Genomic DNA, 19,869 nt, shown 5'->3' with positions numbered 1-19,869 from the left:
AGGCTTTTGTTCTCTAAGGGTGGACATGGCGCCGGACCGGCGTTGCACGAGGACCGTCGTTACGCCGTTGCGTGAAACGCTCCACAGAGCGCTAGAACGTTTGTGCGTATCGTTTGGATGACACGAGAAACGTGTTAGTAGGAATGTTGCGGCGCAGCAGGCCGGCAAGTGTACATGAGTTGGTGTGTACATGGCCGCTTTCGGCACCGTTTTGAAAGTCGGGCAGACAAGGACAAGTCGCCAGCGCGAGAGAGGCGTCAGGCGGCAAAAGTGATTACATGACCAAGAAGAATGACATCAAATTCCTGCGCGTGAGCTATCTGCGCGGACCGAATATCTGGACCTACCGTCCGGTACTCGAGGCCTGGCTCGACATCGGCGAGCTGGAAGACTATCCCTCGAACCTTCTTCCCGGCTTCACCGAGCGCCTGACCGCCTGGCTGCCCGGGCTGGTCGAGCACCATTGCGGCGTCGGCTACCGCGGCGGCTTCCTGGAGCGCCTGCGTGACGGCACCTGGGCCGGCCACATCCTCGAACACGTCGTGCTCGAGGTGCAGAACCTGGCCGGCATGAAGACCGGCTTCGGCAAGACCCGTTCGACCGGCGAGCACGCCATCTACAAGATGGCCTTCCGCACCCGCGACGAGACCGTCGGCCGCGCCGCGCTCGACGTCGCCCACCGCCTGATGATGGCCGCGATCAACGACGAGCCGTTCGACCTGCCGGCCGAAGTCGTGCGCCTGACCGACATGGTCGATCGCCATTGCCTGGGCCCGTCCACCGCCCACATCGTGGATGCCGCCACGGATCGCCGCATCCCCTCGATCCGCCTGACCGACGGTAACCTGGTGCAGCTCGGCTATGGCGCAGCCCAGCGCCGCATCTGGACCGCCGAAACCGACCGCACCAGCGCGATCGCCGAAGGCATCGCCAGCGACAAGGACATGACCAAGTCCCTGCTCTCCTCCTGCGGCGTGCCGGTGCCGGAAGGCGCGATCGCGCGCAGTCCCGAGGACGCGTGGGACGAAGCCCAGGACATCGGCCTGCCGGTGGTCGTGAAACCGATCGACGCCAACCATGGTCGCGGCGTGTCGCTCAACCTGATGACCGAGGCCGAAGTCAAGGCCGCCTATACCATCGCTTCCGAAGAAGGCGAAAGCAAGTCGGTCCTCGTCGAGCGCTACGTCACGGGCAACGAACACCGCCTGCTGGTGGTCGGCCGCAAGGTGGTGGCTGCCGCGCGCGGCGAGTCGGTCTGGGTCACGGGCGACGGCCGCAGCAACGTGGCCGAGCTGTGCGACACCCAGATCAATATCGACCCGCGCCGCGGCGAGAGCGAGGAATTCCCGCTCAGCCCCGTCAAGCCGCGCGAGAGCGAAGAGAACCAGCTGCAACTGCAGCGCCAGGGCCTGACTCCCGAGTCGATTCCATCCAAAGGCCAGAAAGTGCTGATCCAGGTGAACGGCAACGTCGCCGACGACGTGACCGACCTGGTGCACCCGGACGTCGCCCACGCCGCCGCCCTGGCCGCGCGCATCGTCGGCCTGGACATCGCCGGCATCGACCTGGTATGCGAAGACATCTCGCGCCCCCTGGAAGAGCAGCGCGGCGCCATCATCGAAGTCAATGCCAGCCCGGGCCTGCTGGCCCACATGAAGCCGGCCAGCGGCACGCCGCGCAACGTCGGCAAGGACATCGTCGACCACCTGTTCGGGCAAGAGCAGACGGCGCGCATCCCGGTGGTCGGCGTGACCGGCTCGAAGGGCTGCAGCCTGATCACGCGCCTGGTCGGCTGCCTGGTCAACATCACGCGCAAGGAAGTCGGCGTCGCCAACGGCGAAGGCCTGTACCTGAACGCGCGCGCCATCTCGACCCGTGATTCGACCGGCGTCGAAGCGGCCCAGCGCATCCTGATCAACCGCAACGTGGAGACCGCCGTGTTCGAATCGAACGCGCGCTCGATCCTGCAGGACGGCCTGCCCTACGACCGCTGCACGGTGGGCGTGGTGACCGACATGAACGGCATCGAGGACGTCGCCGAGTTCTACGTGCGCGACGAGGATGCGATGTACAACGTGATCCGCAGCCAGGTCGATGTGATCCTGCCGGACGGCGTGGCGGTGCTGAACGCGGCCGACGAACGAGTCGCCGGCCTGGCCGAGCTGTGCGACGGCGGCGTAATCTATTACGCGGCCGACGAAACCAACCCGATCCTGGCCGCCCACCGCCAGAGCGGTGAACGCGTGGTGTTCGCGCGCGACGGCCGCATCGTGCTGGCGGCTGGCGAGCAGGAAACCCCGCTGATCGCGCTGGCGGCGATGAAGCCGTCGACCGTGAAGTATCCGGAGAACGTGCTGGCCGCTGTGGCCGCCGCGTGGGCGCTCGGCGTGCCGAGCGACCTGCTGTGCGGCGGCCTGCGCGCCTTCGACGCGACGCCGAAGAAGTAATCCATCAATAAAGGAAGACGGTTTATGGAAGTATCTCGCGTACGGGCCCTGCGTGGCCCCAATCTCTGGAGCCACCACACCTCGGTCGAGGCCATCGTGGCGTGCACGCCGGAGGAAGCATCGATCGACGCTCTGGACGGTTTTGAATCGCGCCTGCGCGTGCGCTTCCCGCAGATGGGCGCCCTGCAGCCCTATGGCCATCACGACACGGTGCCGCTGGCGCAGGTGCTCGAGCTGGTGGCGCTGACGCTGCAGGCCGAAGCCGGCTGCCCGGTGACTTTCAGCCGCACCACCGCCACCCTGGAAACCGGCATCTACCAGGTCGTGGTCGAATACAGCGAGGAAGACGTCGGCCGCCTGGCGCTCGAGCTGGCGCGGCAGCTGATACAGTCCGCACGCGAAGACACTCCGTTCGACCTGGCCGCCGCGCTCAAGCAGCTGCGCGACCTGGATGAAGACGTGCGCCTGGGCCCCTCGACCGGCTCGATCGTGCAGGCCGCCGTGGCCCGCAACATCCCGTTCCGCCGCATGACCGAAGGCAGCATGGTGATGTTCGGCTGGGGCAGCCGCCAGCGGCGCATCCAGGCGGCCGAGATCGACGCCACCGGCGCCATCGCCGAATCGATCGCCCAGGACAAGGAACTGACCAAGAAGCTGCTGGACGCGGCTGGCGTCCCGGTGCCGCAGGGCCGCAGCGTGGTCGATCCTGACGACGCCTGGGCCGCGGCCATGGAAATCGGCCTGCCGGTCGTGATCAAGCCGAAGGACGGCAACCAGGGCAAGGGCGTGACGGTCAACGTCACCACCCGTGAACAGCTCGACGCCGGCTTCAAGGCGGCCAGCGAATTCCGCGACGACATCCTGGTCGAGCGCTACCTGCCGGGCCACGACTACCGCCTGCTGGTGGTCGGCGACAAGATGGTGGCCGCCGCGCGCCGCGAACCGCCGCAAGTGATCGGCGACGGCAAGCACACCGTGCGCGAGCTGGTCGATGAAGTCAACCGCGACCCGCGCCGCGGCGACGGCCATGCGACCTCGCTGACCAAGATCCGCTTCGACGACATCGCCCTGGGCACGCTGGTGCAGCAAGGGATGAACGCCGACTCGGTACCGGCCCTGGGCCAGCGCGTGGTCCTGCGCAACAACGCCAACCTGTCGACCGGCGGCACCGCCACCGACGTGACGGACGACGTCCACCCAGAAGTGGCCGAGCGCGCGATCGCCGCCGCCCACATGATCGGCCTGGACATCTGCGGCGTCGACCTGGTGGCCGACAGCGTCCTGAAGCCGATGGAAGACGTGGGCGGCGGCATCGTCGAAGTCAATGCCGCGCCGGGCCTGCGCATGCACCTGGCGCCGTCGTTCGGCAAGCCGCGCGCGATCGGCGAAGCGATCATCGACACCCTGTACGCGCCCGGCGACGACGGCCGCATCCCGGTGGTGGCCGTCACCGGCACCAACGGCAAGACCACCACCGTGCGCCTGATCGCGCACCTGCTCACCGCGTCGGGCCTGCGCACCGGCATGACCAATACCGATGGCGTCTACATCGAAGGCCGCCGCATCGACAGCGGCGACTGCAGCGGCCCGCGCAGCGCGCGCAACGTGCTGCTGCACCCGGACGTCGACGCCGCCGTGTTCGAGACGGCGCGCGGCGGCCTGCTGCGCGAAGGCCTGGCCTTCGACAAATGCCAGGTCGCGGTGGTGACCAATATCGGCGCCGGCGACCACCTGGGCCTGAACTACATCACCACGCTGGAAGACCTGGCGGTACTGAAACGCGTGATCGTGCAGAACGTGGCCGTGGGCGGCATGGCGGTGCTCAACGCCGCCGACCCGACCGTGGCGGCGATGGCCGAGAAGACCCGCGGCGAAGTCACCTTCTTCGCCCAGGACGTGGGCAATCCGATCATGGCGATGCACCGCGCCCAGGGCCGCCGCGTCGTGTTCGTCGAGGAAGGCCACCTGGTGGCGGCGCAAGGCAGTTTTGTGGAGCGCATCGACATGAAGGAAGTGCCGATCACGCGCGGTGGCGTGGTGGGCTTCCAGGTCGAGAACGTGATGGCGTCGGTGGCCGCCGCCTGGGGCGTCGGCACGTCGTGGGATGCGATCCGCCTGGGCCTGAAAACCTTCGTGGGCGAGAGCGACAATGCGCCGGGCCGTTTCAATGTGTTCGACTACCGCGGCGCGACCGTGATCGCCGACTATGGCCACAATCCGGACGCGATCGCCGCGCTGGTCAATGCGGTCGAAGGCATGCCGGCCAAGCGCCGTTCGGTGGTGATCAGCGGCGCCGGCGACCGCCGCGACCAGGACATCCGCCAGCAGACCGAAATCCTGGGCAAGTCCTTCGACGACGTGCTGCTGTACCAGGACCAGTGCCAGCGTGGCCGCGCCGACGGCGAGGTGATCGCGCTGCTGCGCGCGGGCCTGGCCGGCGCCACCCGCACCACGCACGTGGAAGAGATCGATGGCGAGTTCGTCGCCATCGACCGCGCGCTCGACCGCCTGGACGAGGGCGACCTGTGCCTGGTCCTGATCGACCAGGTCGATGCGGCGCTGGCGCACATCACGCGGCGCGTGACCCAGGCCAAGGCCGCCTGAGTTCCTGCTGCGCGGGGCGGCCAGTCGCTGGCCGTCCCGCGCACTGCGGTCGGACCTAGGATTTGGCGCGGGGTGCAGTGAGCAGCTGGGTTTCCCACGACAGGGCCACCGAGGCGGCGCCGCCGTTTTCGTGGATGATGTTGGTGACGCCTTCGAGCGTGCTCTCGCGCGCATAGTCGCGCTGCCACTCGGACATGATGGCAAACCAGGTGATCGGCGTGCAGCCGGCTGCGACCATGCGGCGCACGGCCATGTCGTGCGCTTCCTCGCTCACGCCGCCGGATGCGTCGGTGACGACGAAGACGTCGTAGCCCTCGCCCGCGGCCTGGATCGCCGGCATCGCCAGGCAGATCTCGGTGTACAGGCCGGCGAGCACCAGCTGCTTGCGGCCGCTCTTCTTGACGATGTCGGTCACCTTCGCATCTTCCCAGGTATTGATGAAGGTGCGATCGATCGGCTTCTGCTCAGGGAAGACTGCCTGCAGTTCCTTGATGAGATAACCGCCGCGCTCTTCCAGCACGGTCGTCAGGATCGTCGGCACATCGAAGACTTTTGCCGCCTTCGCCAGGCCGACCACATTATTCATGATCATGGTCGGCTCATGGCTTTTCAGGCAGGCGAACTGAAATGGCTGGTGATCGATGAGAACGACGATGCTGTCTTCCGGACGCAGGAGCGCGTTCAGTCCATTCTTGCTCATAATATCTATTCCTCACATTGACGGAGCGCCGGGGCGCGCTTCGGAATCGGTAAGGTAGCAATGCGTTGATCGGGCGACAATGACGGTTCCTGCGGTTTGCAGGCTAATCTTGCTGCGTTAGAACCGGAACATCATGATCCACATGGTCGAGCGGTAGAGGTATGGCGACGATGTTATCCTGCAAGGATGAGCACTGCGCACCTCGCTTCACTCCCCTCTCTTCCCCCATTCGGAGCGGCCATGCTGCTGCGGGCGCTGCTCAAGCAGCCGGCGCGCTCGTCGACCGGCCAGGTCGACGCCACCTGGCGCCTCGACCGGATCGACGCCGATCACGTGCGCCGCTATCAGGCCGCCTTTGGATTCAGGGGCGATGCGGTTCCGCTCACATTTCTCTACCTGCTGGCGCAGCGCGCGCAGCTGGCGACCATGCTGGCCTGCCCGATCCCGTTTCGCATTCCGGGCCTGATCCATGTCGAGAACCGGCTGGCGATGCACGCCCCGGTCGTGCTCGATGCGCCGCTGGCGCTGACGACCGTCTTGCAACTGCCGCCCCCTGCGCCGAACGGCGCCTTGCACGCCGTGCTGGAGACGCACGCCTTCGATGGCGAACGGCTGGCCTTTTCCTGCGACAGCACTTATCTGATCCGGCGTGGCGACCGCACGGGCCGCAATGCGCCGCCGCCCGAAGCGCCGCATGGTGAGGCGCTCGGCGGATGGACGGTCGCGCATGAAGCCGGACGGCACTATGCGGCCTTGTCGGGCGACTGGAACCCGATCCACCTGTGGCGGTGGTCGGCGCGCCTGATGGGAATGCGTACGCCGATCGTCCACGGGGCGCACACGCTGGCGAAAGCCTGTTCGCTGCTGCAAACGGCTTGCGGCCAGGAGATCACATCGGTCTGGTCCCGCTTCCGTCAGCCGGTCCCCCTGGGTTCGAGCGTTGCACTGTTCCAGCGCGATACCGAGGGTCGATTCGCGGCCGTGTGCGACGACCGTATCGTCATCGAGGGACGCTACGCCGTGCCTCTTGCGGATCGAACATCGCCACGCCTCCAGCAGTCCTGAGCGGCACTTCATCCTGCAACACGTCCCAGTGTTCGGCCAACCTGCCATCCTCGATGCGGAACAGGTCGACCACCACCTGCGGCGCCCCGGACCAGCCGCGGATGCGTCCATGAATGGCAACCAGGTCGGCTTCGGCAACCATCATGCCCGGTTCGTAGTAAACGTCTTTCGACATGCCGGCCACCAGCGTCCGCAGGGCGTCTCTCCCCTGCGGGATGTCGGGATTGTGCTGGATATATTCCGCGGAATAGAGGCGGTCGACCGCCGACGCATCGCGCGCCTGGAACAATGAGGTCATCGCCTCGAGCACCAGCGCCTTGTTGCGCCGCGGGCGGTCGTCCGACGCCGCTGGCGCAGGCCGCGTGACGGCGATGGCGCCTTCCATGCGCAGGAACCGGCCGCCGGGCAGCGTCGCGTACGAGTGGACCACGCCACGATCGTAGTCCTGGACATTGACGACGCTGGCGCCGTCATTTTCCTGCCAGCTCACGGCAAACATGCCGTTGCCCAGCGGGGCGACCTGGATGGCGACGATTTCGGATCGGGCGAACGGCCCGTCCCTGATCTCGAATTTCAGCTGTGTCGACGACAGCAGCGTCAGGCTGACCTGGAATTCGGGATAGGCGACATCCATCTCGAGGCCGATGGGGAAGCGGTCGATCGACACGGCAGTACCTTTCATAAAGGCGATGCACGATCGACGGCGGCGCCATCGCCCGCCACCGGAGGCGGCGGCGCATCCGGCAGCGGCGTGAATTCCTTGTCGTCCGCATCCGGCAGCTTCATCCTGCCCGCCTGCCAGTCGGCCGCCGCCTGCGCCAGCCGGTCCTTGGAAGACGACACGAAATTCCAGTACAGATGGCGCTCGCCGACCGGTTCCCCGCCCAGCACCATCACGGTCGCGTGCTCCAGCGCCTTGACGCGCGAGGCCGCCGCGCCCAGCACCAGCATCCGGCCGCTCTCGTGGCGCATGCCGTCGAGTTCCACCGCGCCGGTGGCGATGTACAGGGCGCGTTCCTTGTAGCCGCCGGGGATCTCGGCGGTCGATCCCGGCTGCATGTCGAGGTGGGCATAGAACAGCGGCGAACAGGTTTTCGCGGCGGCGGAGAGGCCATAGGCGCTGCCGGCGATGAGCTGGCCGGTGACGCCGCCATCCTGCCACTGCGGCAGGTCGGCGCCGGAATGGTGCGAGAACGACGGCGCGATTTCCTCCATGCCATTCGGCAGCGCGACCCAGGCCTGGATGCCGTGCAGATGGTCGCCGTGCGCCCGCGCGTGCTCGAAGCGCTCGCTGTGCGTGATGCCGCTGCCCGCGGTCATCCAGTTGACTTCGTGCGGATGGATCTCCTGTTCGACGCCCAGGCTGTCGCGGTGCATGATCCGGCCCGAGAACAGATAGGTCACCGTCGACAGGCCGATATGGGGATGTGCGCGCACGTCGACGCTGCGGTCGATGCCCGGCGCCAGGTCGAGCGGACCGATATGGTCGAAGAAAATGAACGGCCCGACCATGCGCCGCTTGGCGAACGGCAGCACGCGGCCGACCTCGAAACTGCCGCCCAGGTTGCGGCGCCGCTGCTCGATGATCATGTCAATCATGGTTTTTCATAGCTCCATAGTGAATTGAAGAATTGCTAGGCACGGGGCCAGGCGCGGGCGATCGGCGGTTTCGTGTCGAAATACGCCACCAGCAGATCGGTGAGGATGCGAATCTTGCGCGCCGGATGCTGGCCCGGCGGGCGGACGACGTAGGCGCCGGCCGGCGGCGGCGGGTAGCGCGTCATGACCGGAACCAGCGCGCCGGAATCCAGGTACTCATGCATCAGGCCATAGGGAAGATAGGCGACGCCCAGTCCCGCCAGCGCGGCCGCGACCAGCGCCGTGCCGTTGTCCGCCTTGAAGCGCCCCTGGGGCCGGACCGATACGATCCTTTCGCCATCCACGAACTGCCAGGTTTCGGTGCCCTGCATGAGGGCCTGGTGAGACAGCAGCTGGTCCGGCGTTTCGGGCGCCCCGTGGGCGGCGATATAGGCGGGACTTGCGACGGTGAGCCCATAGATCGGCCCGATCCGCCGCGCCACCATATTGGAATCCTGCAGGTAGCCGAGCCGTATCGCGCAGTCGTAACCGTCCGCGATCAGGTCCACGTTGTTGTCGCTGTAGCAGGTGTGGACGTGCAGCCGCGGGTGAAGCCGCGCCATCTCCGCCAGCACCGGCGCGAAGTGGGTCGGTCCGAACGACAGCGGCGCGGCAATGCGCAGGCGGCCGCGCAGTTCGCCGGCGGGCAGGATCGTCTCGCGCGCCAGGGCGATCTCGGCGCAGACCCTGGCCGCATAGTCGCGGAAGGCCGTGCCGGCTTCGGTGAGCGCCGCGCCGCGGGTGGTGCGCGACAGCAGCTGGATGCCCAGCTCCTCTTCGAGCCGGGCGAGGCGCCGGCTGACGATCGACTTCGATACGCCAAGCCGCAGCGCCGCCGCCGAAATGCCCCCGGCATCGGCGACTTCCACGAATGTCTGCAACTCTTCGATATCCACTACGCTGCTCCCGGTTTCGCCACACGGCGTCGCTGAATGATACTGCCGTTGGCGGCTAGACCGACGGCTTTCCCAGCGGCTGCGGCATGACGGGCAGGTGCAGGCGATCGCGGCCCGACAGCTCGTCGCCATGGATTTGTTCGGCCAGCCGCTCGGCGTCGCGCCGGCGGATGTCGAGCGCCGCCTCCTGGACGTCGGCTTCGGCGAAGCCCAGCGCGCGCAGGCCCTCGGCGCCCATCAGGTAGGCCGACTCGACGGTTTCGCGAATCTGGACATCGACGCCGGCGCGGAGCAGGGTGATGGCATGGCCGCGATCGTAGCTGCGTACCAGCAGCCGGGCCTGCGGGAACTCGTGCCTGGCCAGCGTCACGATGTCGTTCGCGGACTTGGGCTCGTCGACGCACACCATGATCGCGTCGGCTTCGGCGGCGCCGGAATGGCGCAGGGTATCGAGGCGCGTGCCTTCGCCGAAGAACACCTTGAAACCGAAGCGCTGCGCATCGCGGATGCGGTCGGGATCCTTGTCGATCACCGTCAGCTTGACGCCGCTGGACAGCAGCACCTGCGAGGCGATCTGGCCGAAGCGGCCGAAGCCGATGACGAGCACCCGCCCCTTCAGGTTGCGCGCATGCTCGACCCCGTCCATCGATTTTTCATGCCGTAGGAGGCGGTCGGCCACGAGCGTCAGGAGCGGCGAGAGCGACATCGAGAGGATCACGACGGTGGCGAACAAGGCATTTTCTCGTTCGTCGAGCACGCCGGCCGAGCGTGCGGCGGCATACAGCACGAAGGCGAACTCGCCGCCCTGCAGGAACATCGAGGTGCGGTGCAGGGCCTGGTGGTTGCTGGCGCCGAACAGGCGCGCGACCACGTGCACCACGATGCCTTTCGCGACCATGAAGCAGAACAGCATGGCCAGCAGCAGCCGCCATTCTGCCGCGACGATGGCCAGGTCGAGCGACATGCCCACCGCCAGGAAGAACAGGCCCATGAGCAGGCCGCGAAACGGCTCGATATCGCTCTCGACCTGGTGCCGGTAGCTCGAACTCGACAGCATCACGCCGGCCAGGAAGGCGCCCATCGCCATCGACAGGCCGGCGTATTCCATCAGCAGCGCCGCGCACAGGACGACCAGCAGCGCCCCCGCGGTCAGGACTTCGCGCGTACGCGACCTGGCCAGCAGGGCGAAGAACGGATCGAGCCCCCAGCGCGCCACCGCCAGCAGCCCCACCAGCGCGGCGATCGCCAGCAGCAGGTCGGACCAGCCCTGCCCCTGCTGCCCGGGAAGCTGCGGCGCCATGAAGGCGACCACCGCCAGCAGCGGCACGATCATCAAATCCTCGAACAGCAGGATGGCGACCGAGTTCTGCCCCTGCTCGCTCGCGATCTCGCCCCGGTCCTGCAGCACCGTCATGATGACGGCGGTCGAGGACAGGACGAAGCCGGCGCCGGCGACGAAGGCGGCCGGCCCGGACAGGCCGAACATGACGTAAGCGGTCAGCGCCAGCGCGGCGGTCGCGGCGAACACCTGGGCCAGGCCCAGGCCGAAGATCTGGCCGCGCATCGCCCACAGCTTGTGCGGTCGCAGTTCCAGCCCGATCACGAACAGGAACATCACCACGCCCAGCTCGGAGATATGCAGGATCGAGCGCGCATCGGTGACCAGGGCCAGCACCGACGGTCCCACCAGGATGCCCGCTCCAAAATAACCGAGGACCGCTCCCAGGCCCAGCCGCCGGAACAACGGCACGGCGATCACGGCCGCCCCCATCAGGACGACCACCGGGCCGATCGTCTGCCCCAGGCTTGCTCCAGCCATCAACTCTCCTCGCTCATCGCATTCAATCGACCCAACCATCGTTAACGCAACCCGCGCCACGGCAGGCACTCGCGTTCCCGGATGCGCAACACAGCTCGTCCGGAAACGGCACTAGCGCGGGCGACGGACGGCCAGCAGAATCGTCCTGGCGACCATGCGTCAGAGATAGAACGATACCAACATGATATCGGCGCGACAATGTTCAATCCTGCTCTCGATAGTTCATTCCTGCTGCGCCGGCGCGACGATGCCAATCCAAGGAGAACGTTATTAGCGCCCCAATGGTCATGCCCCCACCGCTTCCCCACAACATCGTCGGCCTGTCGCAGGCGGGGCGCGCATGGAGCGGCGTCCAGCTCGTCGTCACCGGCTACGACTGTGACGGTGAAGGCACGAGCATCCTGCCACACCGCGACCATCCGCGCCTGAGCGTGGTGCTGGAAGAGCACGGCGGCGCGTGCGAGCCCCGTTTTCATCCGGATCGTCCCTGCCCCGTCGAGCATGTGCCGCGGCATATGTATTTCGCGCCGGCCGGCATGGAAATATGGGGCCACTCGAAACATGCGCGGCGCGTCGTCGACGCCGTGCTCGTGTTCGACACCGATATCCTGAGCGAACGCCTGCAAACGCCATTGGATCCGGACCGGATCGGCGTCCCGCGGCTGCGCTTTTCCAACGACCGGATCTGGAGCCTGGTCAAGCTGCTATCCGAGGCAGTCCATCATCCCGACCCGTCGATGCATTTGTATGGCGACGGCATCATCACCGCCGTGTCGTCCCAGCTGTTCGCGGCGCCGCGCATCACGGAAATCAAGACCGGCGGGCTCGTGCCATGGCAGCTGCGGCGGGTGATCGACTACATGGAAGCGAACCTCCCGCACCGGGTCGAGCTGGAAACCCTGGCAGGGCTGGTCAACCTGTCGCAAGCCCATTTCAGCCGCGCGTTCAAGGTATCGACCGGGCTGGCGCCCTATCGATGGCAGCTCGACGCCCGTATCCGACGCGCGCAGCAGTTGCTGTCCGCTTCCGACGCGCCCCTGGACGAGATCGCGCACGCCATGGGGTTTGCCGATGCCGTCCACTTCGGCAGGACATTCCGAAAAATGATCGGCGTGTCGCCGGGCGCATGGCGCACCGAGCACAAACGATAGCAGCTGCGGCATGGCACATCCGGAATAAATAAATCAAATTGACTTATAATTCAATTTGCACTATAATTCATGCCCACTAAGCAATAGTTACTCTCTGCAACACCCCTGCTGCACCGTATTTGCCATCCACCGGGTGGGAAATCGCTCTCAGGCCAAGCGCCTGCATCCTGTAATCGCCGACGCAATTCACGTCCGCGTCCGTCCCGTCGGCGAAGCGTCCGCCCTTTCCGCCGCCTGCGCGCTTGCCGCGCTTTTCGCACTGCCGACGGTTTGGGCCCATCGAATCCCATGAATGCCGATGGCTGCAGGGTTTCATTCCATTCGCCAAATCGAAGGAGAACAACAACGTGGCAAAACAAATCATTATCGACCATGTCTTCAAGGTGTACGGCGACCGGCCCGACGACGCGCTGGCGCTGGTTCGCCAGGGCGCCGGCAAGCAAGACATCCTGGCCAAGACCGGCTGCACGATCGGCGTGTTCGACGCCACCTTCACCATCGAAGCGGGCGAGATCTTCGTCATCATGGGCTTGTCCGGTTCCGGCAAGTCGACGCTGGTGCGCATGCTGAACCGCCTGGTCGAGCCGACGGACGGCCGCATCCTGGTCGACGGCAACGACATCAACACGCTGCCGGACGCCGAGTTGCGCGCCCTGCGCCGCAAGGACATCAGCATGGTGTTCCAGTCGTTCGCGCTGCTGCCGCATATCACCGTGCTCGACAACACCGCCTTCGGCATGGAGCTGGCCGGCATTCCCAGGGCCGAGCGCCATGAGCAGGCGCGGCAGGCACTGGAACAAGTCGGGCTCGCGGCCTATGCCGCCAGCTATCCCGACGAGCTGTCCGGCGGCATGCAGCAGCGCGTGGGCCTGGCGCGCGCGCTGGCCAGCGATCCATCGATCCTGCTGATGGACGAGGCGTTCTCGGCGCTCGACCCGATCATGCGCACCGAGATGCAATCCGAGCTGCTGCGCCTGCAGCAGATCAAGCGCCGCACCATCGTCTTCATTTCGCACGACCTCGACGAAGCGATGCGCATCGGCGACCGGATCGCCATCATGAAGGATGGCCACGTGGTGCAGGTCGGCACGCCCGAGGAGATCCTGCGCAAGCCCGCCAACGACTACGTGCGCAACTTCGTGCGCGGCGTCGATGCGGCGGCGGTCTTCAAGGCCGGCGACATCGCCCGCAAGAGCCAGATCGTGGTCTCGGAATCGCCGACCCGCGGCTCGCGCGCGGCGCTCTCCATGCTGGAGGAGCAGGACCGGACCTATGCCTACGTCGTCAATCCCCAGCGCGAATTCCTCGGCCTGGTGTCGGTCGATTCGCTGCGCGGCGCCCTCGACGGCCATACCGGCCCGCTGGGCCTGGCGCATGCCTTCCTGCCGGACGTGCAGACCATCAAGGCGGACGAGCCCGTCGCCGGCCTGTTCGGCCAGGTGGCGCAACTGCCGTACGCGGTGCCGGTGGTAGGCGACGACGGACGCCTGTGCGGCGCGATCAGCAAGACCACCTTGCTGAAATTCCTCGACCCCGACACGCCCGCCATTCCCGAGGCCCAGATTCAGAAAGGACAAGCATGAGCACGACAGAGAACAGCATCACGGCGGTACAGCCGGCCGCAGCGCAGACTGCGGACGCGGCTGTCCAGGCCAACCCCTGGCTGCCAACGCCGCCGAGCGACACCTCCTGGCTCGACGCGGCGGGGCCAGCCGTCACACCCGAACACGCCAGCAGTTTCGACCTGGCGCAGGCCCTCGATGGCGCCCTGCCGCTGCAATCCTGGATCAACGATGGCCTCGGCTGGGTGGTCGCGCATTTCCGCCCCTTCTTCCAGGCCGTGCGCGCACCGATCGACGCCACGCTGACCGGTTCCAGCCAGCTATTGCTGGCCGTGCCGTCCCTGGTCCTGATCGCCATCATCGGCCTGCTGGCATGGCAGTTCACCAGCCGTGCGCTGGCCGTCGGCACCGTGCTGGCGCTGGTGGCGGTCGCCATGCTGGGCGTGTGGCCGGAAGCGATGATCACGCTGTCGCTGGTGCTCACCTCGCTGGTATTCTGCCTGGTGATCGGTCTACCGCTGGGGATCTTCCTGGCCAGCAGCGACCGCGCGCAGAACATCCTGCGCCCCGTGCTTGACGCCATGCAGACGACGCCCGCCTTCGTCTACCTGGTGCCGGTGGTCATGCTGTTTGGTATCGGCAATGCGCCGGGCGTGATCGTCACCATCATCTTCGCCCTGCCGCCGCTGGTGCGCCTGACCAACCTCGGCATTCGCCAGGTGCGTCCCGACCTGATCGAAGCGGCGCGCGCCTATGGCGCCTCGCCCTGGCAGCTCTTGAGCCGCGTGCAACTGCCGCTGGCGATGCCGTCGATCATGGCCGGCATCAACCAGGCGCTGATGCTGTCGCTGTCGATGGTGGTGATCGCCTCGATGATCGCGGTTGGCGGCCTCGGCCAGATGGTGCTGCGCGGTATCGGCCGCCTGGACATGGGCCTGGCCACCGTGGGCGGCCTCGGCATCGTCCTGCTGGCCATCATGCTGGATCGCCTGACCCAGGCGATGGGGCAACCGCGCCGCGGCGTGCGTCACTGGTACCAGACCGGTCCGGTCGGCTTCGTCCTGCGCCGGGTCGGCCGCTCCGCCCGCACCGATGCGGCGCCAGCCACCAAGCCCGCCACCGCACAATAAGACAAGAAAGGATACCGATGCGTCAAACCGAACACTTCAACGCCACTTACAAAACGCGGCGCACTTTCCGCTGGATCTCGGCCCTGGCGCTTGCCAGCCTGGCCTTGACCACCGGCATCGCGACGGCGCAAACACCAGGCGCCGACCTGCCCGGCAAGGGCATCAAGGTGCAGGCCCTGCAAGGCCCGCTGGCCGAGGAAACCTTCCAGACCATGCTGGCCAATCGCGCCCTGGAGCAGCTTGGCTACGAGACGCAGCCGATCAAGGAAATCGCCTACCCGACCGCGCACATCGCCATCGGCAACGGCGACGCGACCTTCCTCGCGGTGCACTGGGACCCGCTGCACAAGGACTATTACGACAATGCCGGCGGCGACGCCAAGCTGCTGCGTGTCGGTGCGTATGCCGGCCCGGCCGCCCAGGGCTACCTGATCGACAAGGCCACAGCCGAGAAGCACAACATCACCAATATCGACCAATTGCGCGACCCGGCCATCGCCAGGCTGTTCGACCATGACGGCGACGGCAAGGCCGACCTGACCGGCTGCGATCCGGGCTGGGGCTGCGAGAAGATGATCGAGCACCATATGGACGGCTACAAGCTGCGTCCGACCGTCAAGCACGTGCAGGGCAGCTATTCGGCGCTGATCGCCGATACCATCGGCCGCTACCAGCGCGGCGAATCGATCCTGTACTACACCTGGACGCCCTACTGGGTGAGCAGCGTGCTCATTCCCGGCAGGGACGTCGTGTGGCTGCAGGTGCCCCATTCGTCGAACCCGGAGAAGGCCGACACCCGCATGGCCGATGGCAGCAACTATGGCTTTTCCGTCAACACCACGCGCTTCGTCGTGAACCGTGCATGGGCCGAGAAGAATCCGGCGGCGGTCAAGCTGTTCGAGGTCATGCGCTTGCCGATTGCGGACATCAATGCGCAGAACGACCGTGTACGCAATGGGCAGGGTTCGCAGGAAGATATCGCGCGCCATACGGCGGGCTGGATCAAGTTCCACCAAGAACTATTCGATAGCTGGATCGCACAGGCAAAGGCTGCGGCGAAACCGCGCTAACGGGACAGGTGGCCGGCTTTTGCCGGCCATCGCTTTTCTAGACGAAAAACTCTTCAGCAACAACGATCTTTGCAGCGGGCTGCCGGGTCGATCGGGTTAAAATGCCAAGTCCTGGCCTTCCACGCGCCAAGCCGTACCCGATTCAGACGACATGACCACCGCTCCCAAAGAAATCAACGCCGCCGCCATCAAGAACAGCGCGACGGAAAAGCACACACCAATGATGCAGCAATATCTGCGCATCAAGGCCGACTACCCCACCATGCTGGTGTTCTACCGCATGGGCGACTTCTACGAGCTGTTCTTCGACGACGCCGAAAAAGCCTCGCGCGTGCTTGGCATCACCCTCACCGCGCGCGGCAAGTCGGGCGACCAGCCGATCAAGATGGCGGGCGTGCCCTTCCACTCGCTGGACGGCTACCTGGCCAAGCTGGTCAAGCTGGGCGAATCGTGCGCCATCTGCGAGCAGATCGGCGACCCGGCCCTGTCGAAAGGTCCGGTCGAACGCAAGGTGGTGCGCGTGGTCACCCCCGGCACCCTCACCGATTCCGACCTGCTGCCCGAGAAGGCCGAACGGCCGCTGCTGGCGCTGTGCCTGATCAATCAACGCAAGACCGTCACCGCCGGCCTGGCCTGGCTGTCGCTCGCCAGCGGCAACCTGCGCCTGATGGAATTCTCGGGCGATGCGCGCACCGTCGAACAGCGCCTGGCGCACGAACTCGAACGCATCGCGCCGGCCGAGATCCTGCGCGCCGATTGCGCCGACATGTTCGAGACCGATGCTTCGAATGCTCACATCCAGCGCGTCCCCGAGTGGCATTTCGATGTCGTCAAGGGCCACGGCGCCCTGCTCGAGCAGCTGGGCGTGGCCACCCTGACCGGCTTCGGCGCCGACGGTCTGGGCGCGGCGTTCGGCGCAGCCGGCGCGCTGCTGCGCTATGCGCAATCGACGCAAGGCCGCGGCCTGCAGCACGTGCGCGGCCTCGCCTGCGAAACCGAGAATGAATACATCGGCCTGGACGCCGCCACCCGCCGCAACCTGGAACTGACCGAGACCATTCGCGGCCAGGAGTCGCCGACCCTGTTCTCGCTGCTCGACGGCTGCCGCACCGCGATGGGCTCGCGCCTGCTGCGTCACTGGCTGCACCATGCGCGTCGCGACCAGACCATCGCGCGCAGCCGCCATCAGTCGATCGCCGCGCTGATCCAGGCCGACGCCATCGATGCGCTGTCGTCGACCCTGGCCCAGGTGCCGGACATCGAACGCATCACCACCCGCGTGGCCCTGCTCACCGCGCGGCCACGCGACCTGGCCGCCCTGCGTGACGGGCTGAAAGCCCTGCCGGTGGTGCGCGAGCAGGTGGCGCGCTGCTTCATCCCGGGCGATACTTCCCTGCTGCGCGAGATTCACCACGATCTGGCCACGCCGGGCGAGTGCGTCGACCTGCTCACCCGGGCCGTGATGGAAGAACCCGCCGCCATGGTACGCGACGGCGGCGTGTTCGCGCGCGGCTTCGACGCCGAGCTGGACGAGCTGCGCGCGCTGTCCGAGAACGCCGGCCAGTTCCTGGTCGACCTCGAGACGCGCGAGCGCGCCCGCACCGGCATTGCCAACCTGCGGGTCGAGTACAACAAGGTGCACGGCTTCTACATCGAGGTCACCAACGGCCAGGCCGACAAGGTGCCGGACGACTACCGCCGCCGCCAGACCCTCAAGAACTGCGAGCGCTACATCACGCCCGAGCTGAAGGCCTTCGAAGACAAGGCCCTGTCGGCGCAAGACCGCGCGCTGGCCCGCGAAAAAATCCTGTACGACCAGTTACTTGGCGACCTGGCGCCGCACATCGGCGTTCTACAGACCATCGCGCGCGCGCTGGCCCAGGTCGACGTGCTGGTGGCCCTGTCCAGCCACGCGCTGCGCCACAACTGGTGCGCGCCGACCCTGGGCGACGCGCCATGCCTCACCATCGTCGAAGGCCGCCATCCGGTGGTGGAAAACCAGATCGAGCGCTTCATCGCCAACGACTGCAAGCTGTCCAACGACCGGCGCCTGCTGCTCATCACCGGCCCGAACATGGGCGGTAAATCGACCTTCATGCGCCAGGTGGCCCTGATCACCCTGCTCGCCTACGTCGGCAGCTACGTGCCGGCCACCCAAGCCACGATCGGCCCGATCGACCGCATCTTCACCCGCATCGGCGCCAGCGACGACCTGGCCAACGGCCGTTCGACCTTCATGGTCGAGATGACCGAATCGGCCGCGATCCTGAACGGCGCCACCGAGCACTCGCTGGTGCTGATGGACGAAGTCGGCCGCGGCACCTCGACCTTCGACGGCCTGGCGCTGGCCTGGGCGATCGCGCGCCACCTGATCGACACCAGCCGCAGCTTCACGCTGTTCGCGACCCATTACTTCGAACTGACCCAGCTGCCGGAGACTTACCCGAGCGCGTCCAACGTGCACCTGTCGGCGGTCGAGCACAAGGACAGCATCGTGTTCCTGCACGCGGTGCAGGATGGTCCCGCCTCGCAGAGCTACGGCCTGCAGGTGGCGCAGCTGGCAGGCGTGCCGCAACCGGTGATCAAGGCCGCGCGCAAGCACCTGGCGCGCCTGGAAGCGCAGGCGCTGGATGCGACGCCGCAGCGCGACCTGTTCGCTGCGCCGCTCGTCGAGGAAGAGATCGGCGAGGCGCCGGCGCAGACGCTTGCTGCGGCGCCCCAGGACGACGGCCTGCGCGACGCGCTCGACGCGATCGACCCGGACGCGTTGACGCCACGCGAAGCGCTCGAACGTCTCTACGAGCTCAAGCGCCTCGCCGCCTGATGCAAGCACGGCGCCGATCACTGCTGCTGGCCGCCCTGCTGTCCTTGACGCCGCTTGCCGGCGCGAAGGACAAGGCGGACGGCGCACACCGGTTCGCGGTCATCGGCAACGACTCGCGCGACGACGGCGAGGCGCGCCTGAAACAGGCGCTGGCCGATTCGTCCGAAAAGTCGCTGGCCTTCGTCGTCATCAACGGCATCAAGGGCGAGAAGGAAAGCTGCGGCGACCGGCTGTACCAGCAGCGGCGCGACATCATCGAGCGCGCCCGGCGGCCGACCGTCGTGTCGCTGGCAGGCAGCGACTGGACCGCCTGCCGCAACTCGGCCAACCGCACCAATGCGATCGAGCGCCTCAACCGCCTGCGCGAACTATTCCACGCCGAGCCCGAATCGCTGGGCCGCGAGAAAATCCACCTCACCCAGCTGTCGGCCAGCCCGCGTTTTCGCAGCTATGCCGAGAATGCGCACTGGAAGGTCGGCAAGGTGCTGTACGCCACCATCAATCTCCCGGCCAACAATAACCACTACCTGGAGGCGGCCGGCCGCAACAGCGAATATGAAGATCGCACGGTCGCCAACCGCTTCTGGCTGAACCGCCTGTTCACGATCGCGCGCAGCGACAAGGCCGAGGCGCTGGTACTGTTTTCGGAAGGCGCGGTGCGTCCGTTCCACCTGGACCAGCCGGCGGGACTACGGGGCCTGCTGCGGCGCGATCCGGTGGAGAAGGACGGGTTCGAGGCGGTGCGACGCCAGATCCAGGGCCAGGCGGTCAAGTTCGATGGCAAGGTGCTGCTGGTCGACGGCGGCACGCCGCATGGGAAGAAGCCCGGGATCGAGTGGAACGGCAACCTGGGACAGCTGTCGGTGGGGACCAAGGCGGTCGAGGTGAATGTGAAGCTCGGAAGAGAAGCGACGTTCGCGGTCGAAGACGCGAAGCAATGAGGCATCCGCGGCCCTGCGCTGC

General features: G+C 66.7%; 14 protein-coding genes. 9 read left to right on the top strand and 5 right to left on the bottom strand.

Annotated elements, in window-relative coordinates:
* Positions 1-278: 278 nt before the first annotated feature.
* Positions 279-2,447 carry a cyanophycin synthetase gene (locus tag DIR46_RS20255; RefSeq protein WP_109346855.1) on the top strand — a complete coding sequence of 723 codons (2,169 nt, stop codon included), beginning with the start codon at positions 279-281 and terminating at the stop codon, positions 2,445-2,447.
* Between the two features lie 24 nt (positions 2,448-2,471).
* Positions 2,472-5,051 carry a cyanophycin synthetase gene (gene cphA, locus DIR46_RS20250; protein ID WP_109346854.1) on the top strand — a complete coding sequence of 860 codons (2,580 nt, stop codon included), beginning with the start codon at positions 2,472-2,474 and terminating at the stop codon, positions 5,049-5,051.
* Positions 5,052-5,106: 55 nt separating this feature from the next.
* Here the strand turns inward: cphA and DIR46_RS20245 are convergent, their stop codons facing one another.
* The gene (locus DIR46_RS20245; RefSeq protein ID WP_205289013.1) at positions 5,107-5,751 is read right to left on the bottom strand and encodes a hydrolase; all 645 of its coding nucleotides are present in this window, start codon (positions 5,749-5,751) and stop codon (positions 5,107-5,109) included.
* 240 nt (positions 5,752-5,991) lie between these two features.
* Between DIR46_RS20245 and DIR46_RS20240 the strand changes: the two genes are divergently transcribed.
* Entirely contained in the window at positions 5,992-6,816 is an 825-nt protein-coding gene (locus tag DIR46_RS20240) for a MaoC family dehydratase (RefSeq protein WP_109346852.1), read from the top strand.
* Here the strand turns inward: DIR46_RS20240 and DIR46_RS27385 are convergent.
* The 4 genes from DIR46_RS27385 to DIR46_RS20220 all read right to left on the bottom strand — a co-directional run bounded on the left by DIR46_RS27385 (position 6,752) and on the right by DIR46_RS20220 (position 11,169).
* Positions 6,752-7,498 (bottom strand): nuclear transport factor 2 family protein, encoded by a 747-nt coding sequence (locus tag DIR46_RS27385; protein WP_229446329.1) that lies wholly within the window; start codon positions 7,496-7,498, stop codon positions 6,752-6,754. The genes DIR46_RS20240 and DIR46_RS27385 overlap by 65 nt on opposite strands.
* Positions 7,495-8,415, bottom strand: a complete 921-nt coding sequence (locus DIR46_RS20230; protein ID WP_109346851.1) for a pirin family protein — start codon at positions 8,413-8,415, stop codon at positions 7,495-7,497. Before DIR46_RS20230 ends, DIR46_RS27385 begins: the two co-directional genes overlap by 4 nt.
* A 35-nt stretch (positions 8,416-8,450) precedes the next feature.
* A complete protein-coding gene (locus DIR46_RS20225; protein ID WP_229446328.1) occupies positions 8,451-9,335 on the bottom strand; it encodes a LysR family transcriptional regulator in 885 nt (294 codons plus the stop codon).
* A 70-nt stretch (positions 9,336-9,405) separates the two neighbouring features.
* Entirely contained in the window at positions 9,406-11,169 is a 1,764-nt protein-coding gene (locus DIR46_RS20220) for a monovalent cation:proton antiporter-2 (CPA2) family protein (protein WP_109346849.1), read from the bottom strand.
* 287 nt (positions 11,170-11,456) lie between these two features.
* Here DIR46_RS20220 and DIR46_RS20215 point away from each other — a divergent pair, with 287 nt between their 5' ends.
* The 6 genes from DIR46_RS20215 (at position 11,457) to DIR46_RS20190 (ending at position 19,847) form a co-directional block, all read left to right on the top strand.
* The gene (locus DIR46_RS20215) at positions 11,457-12,320 is read left to right on the top strand and encodes an AraC family transcriptional regulator (protein ID WP_229446327.1); all 864 of its coding nucleotides are present in this window, start codon (positions 11,457-11,459) and stop codon (positions 12,318-12,320) included.
* A gap of 347 nt (positions 12,321-12,667) precedes the next feature.
* On the top strand, positions 12,668-13,903 hold the full coding sequence (gene proV, locus DIR46_RS20210) for a glycine betaine/L-proline ABC transporter ATP-binding protein ProV (RefSeq protein WP_109346847.1): 1,236 nt from the start codon (positions 12,668-12,670) through the stop codon (positions 13,901-13,903).
* The gene (proW, locus tag DIR46_RS20205) at positions 13,900-15,012 is read left to right on the top strand and encodes a glycine betaine/L-proline ABC transporter permease ProW (protein ID WP_109346846.1); all 1,113 of its coding nucleotides are present in this window, start codon (positions 13,900-13,902) and stop codon (positions 15,010-15,012) included. The genes proV and proW overlap by 4 nt, the downstream gene beginning before the upstream one ends.
* A 17-nt stretch (positions 15,013-15,029) precedes the next feature.
* Positions 15,030-16,082, top strand: a complete 1,053-nt coding sequence (gene proX, locus DIR46_RS20200; protein WP_109346845.1) for a glycine betaine/L-proline ABC transporter substrate-binding protein ProX — start codon at positions 15,030-15,032, stop codon at positions 16,080-16,082.
* Between the two features lie 151 nt (positions 16,083-16,233).
* The gene (gene mutS / locus DIR46_RS20195) at positions 16,234-18,906 is read left to right on the top strand and encodes a DNA mismatch repair protein MutS (RefSeq protein ID WP_109346844.1); all 2,673 of its coding nucleotides are present in this window, start codon (positions 16,234-16,236) and stop codon (positions 18,904-18,906) included.
* Positions 18,906-19,847: a hypothetical protein gene (locus DIR46_RS20190; RefSeq protein WP_109346843.1), complete on the top strand. Its 942-nt coding sequence runs from the start codon at positions 18,906-18,908 to the stop codon at positions 19,845-19,847. The genes mutS and DIR46_RS20190 overlap by 1 nt, the downstream gene beginning before the upstream one ends.
* Positions 19,848-19,869 lie beyond the last annotated feature (22 nt).

The sequence above is a fragment of the Massilia oculi genome, from assembly GCF_003143515.1.
GTDB lineage: Bacteria > Pseudomonadota > Gammaproteobacteria > Burkholderiales > Burkholderiaceae_D > Telluria > Telluria oculi.
This window is presented reverse-complemented; position numbering and strand designations above follow the sequence as displayed.

Bases quoted from the DNA above. Each gene is read 5' to 3' on its own strand.
- DIR46_RS20255 (WP_109346855.1), top strand. From the start codon at position 279: ATGACCAAGAAGAATGACATCAAATTCCTGCGCGTGAGCTATCTGCGC.
- cphA (WP_109346854.1), top strand. From the start codon at position 2,472: ATGGAAGTATCTCGCGTACGGGCCCTGCGTGGCCCCAATCTCTGGAGC.
- DIR46_RS20245 (WP_205289013.1), bottom strand. From the start codon at position 5,751: ATGAGCAAGAATGGACTGAACGCGCTCCTGCGTCCGGAAGACAGCATC.
- DIR46_RS20240 (WP_109346852.1), top strand. From the start codon at position 5,992: ATGCTGCTGCGGGCGCTGCTCAAGCAGCCGGCGCGCTCGTCGACCGGC.
- DIR46_RS27385 (WP_229446329.1), bottom strand. From the start codon at position 7,498: ATGAAAGGTACTGCCGTGTCGATCGACCGCTTCCCCATCGGCCTCGAG.
- DIR46_RS20230 (WP_109346851.1), bottom strand. From the start codon at position 8,415: ATGATTGACATGATCATCGAGCAGCGGCGCCGCAACCTGGGCGGCAGT.
- DIR46_RS20220 (WP_109346849.1), bottom strand. From the start codon at position 11,169: ATGGCTGGAGCAAGCCTGGGGCAGACGATCGGCCCGGTGGTCGTCCTG.
- DIR46_RS20215 (WP_229446327.1), top strand. From the start codon at position 11,457: ATGCCCCCACCGCTTCCCCACAACATCGTCGGCCTGTCGCAGGCGGGG.
- proW (WP_109346846.1), top strand. From the start codon at position 13,900: ATGAGCACGACAGAGAACAGCATCACGGCGGTACAGCCGGCCGCAGCG.
- proX (WP_109346845.1), top strand. From the start codon at position 15,030: ATGCGTCAAACCGAACACTTCAACGCCACTTACAAAACGCGGCGCACT.
- mutS (WP_109346844.1), top strand. From the start codon at position 16,234: ATGACCACCGCTCCCAAAGAAATCAACGCCGCCGCCATCAAGAACAGC.
- DIR46_RS20190 (WP_109346843.1), top strand. From the start codon at position 18,906: ATGCAAGCACGGCGCCGATCACTGCTGCTGGCCGCCCTGCTGTCCTTG.